The following is a 1,472-nucleotide window of genomic DNA, read 5'->3' on the forward strand; positions in this document are numbered from 1 at the left end:
GGCATGGCCGGAGCCCGCGTGAACTCCAGCACCGGCGACCACACCACGCGTGCTTCCGGCCATTTGGCGCGCAGGCCGTAGAGCAGGCCGCCGAACTCCTTCTTGAAGCGCGGCACGGAGTGAAAATTCTTGGTGTCGTTGGTGCCGATGGCCAACACGATATGCGTCCACGGTTCGGCCGACAGATTGGGCAGGACATGGTCGCGTATCTGGCCCGACGTTGCCGAATTAAAGCCGGCCGCCCGCCAGCGCACGGTGCGGCCTGTGCTTTGTGAAATCAGCACGGCGAGTTGCGCGGCAAGCCCATGTTCCGAATTGCCTATGCCGACCGACGCGGCGGACGAATCGCCCAGCACCAGAAGCGAAATATCAGGCGCCTTGCCTGATATTTCGTGCATGACCGGCCCTTGCGCCGGCAGCATGCGCGTGGTGCGGCGTCGCACGCCGAGGCCTTGCCAGATATAGACCGGGAAGGCGAGCCAGGTGAGTAGGGACGGGAAGCGCATGGCAGTACCGTTAAACGATCAGCGGCAGCCTTAGCGCATGTTTTGGTCGACGGGAACGCTCTTCAATCGCAGCAACTCGCCTGCCCCGCTTGCTTGCCCTGATATTCATCGTGCAGCCGCACCCAATCCATCAGTCCGTGATAGGGGCCGTTCTCGTTGCGGCCCTTCGGCGTCATGTCGAGATAGTTGTAGGCGCCGATCTGCGCCTCGCCGCCGCGGGCGCGCGACATGAAGGTGAGGAAGATGTCGCCGGCCTCGTCCCGGTAGAAAACGCTGGTGCCGGGAAGCTCCTTCGATGTTCGTGGACGGGTCTCGAAATTGTAGGTGGTGTCGCCCGCGGCGATCTGCTTGTCGGTGAAGGAGACCTGCATGTCGAAGTTGAAATCCGAGGCATAGGACGACACCCAGTCGAACTTCCAGCCCATGCGCTGCTTGTAAGGCAGAAGTTCCGCCAGTGGAGCGCGCGAAACCACGACCAGCGACACGTCGTGATGCCGCAGATGCTGATTGGCGCCGTCGATATGATCTGCAAGGAATGAGCAGCCCTCGCAATGACTGACGCAGCCCGGCCCGAACATGAAGTGATAGACGATCAGCTGGCTGTTGCCGGCAAACAGGTCGGCCAGTCTCTTCGGCCCTTGCCCGGTTTCGAAGACATAGTCCTTCCGGATCTTCAGCCAGGGCAATTCACGTCGCTCAGCCGCTATCCGCTCGCGGAGCCGCGTCAGTTCCTTCTCGCGCGCCAGATGCGCCTTGTGCGCCTGGAACCAGTCTTCGCGCGAAACGATCTTGTTGCGATGCATGAACCTCTCCCTGAAGTGTCATTCCAAGGACGTTCGGGATGAGCACAACCCGACATCGCCCGAGAGGAAATAAGGACGGAGAGGCTCCGCCCCAAGCCCGGCAAGTCACAAACAAAAAAACCCGGGCGCATCGGCCCGGGTTCGAAGGAGGAAGAAAGGACTG

2 protein-coding genes are annotated in these 1,472 nt (G+C 61.4%); both read right to left on the minus strand.

What is annotated here, in order from left to right:
• The coding region (locus EN893_RS33705) for an SGNH/GDSL hydrolase family protein (protein ID WP_164901369.1) at positions 1–506 on the minus strand (506 nt) is incomplete at its 3' end.
• Between the two features lie 62 nt (positions 507–568).
• Complete coding sequence (locus tag EN893_RS33710; RefSeq protein ID WP_127271085.1) at positions 569–1,309, minus strand: thioredoxin family protein; 741 nt, start codon at positions 1,307–1,309, stop codon at positions 569–571.
• Positions 1,310–1,472 lie beyond the last annotated feature (163 nt).

Origin of the sequence: Mesorhizobium sp. M7A.F.Ca.CA.004.04.2.1, assembly GCF_004022825.1 — a bacterium.
Taxonomy (GTDB): domain Bacteria; phylum Pseudomonadota; class Alphaproteobacteria; order Rhizobiales; family Rhizobiaceae; genus Mesorhizobium.

Bases quoted from the DNA above. Each gene is read 5' to 3' on its own strand.
- EN893_RS33710 (WP_127271085.1), bottom strand. From the start codon at position 1,309: ATGCATCGCAACAAGATCGTTTCGCGCGAAGACTGGTTCCAGGCGCAC.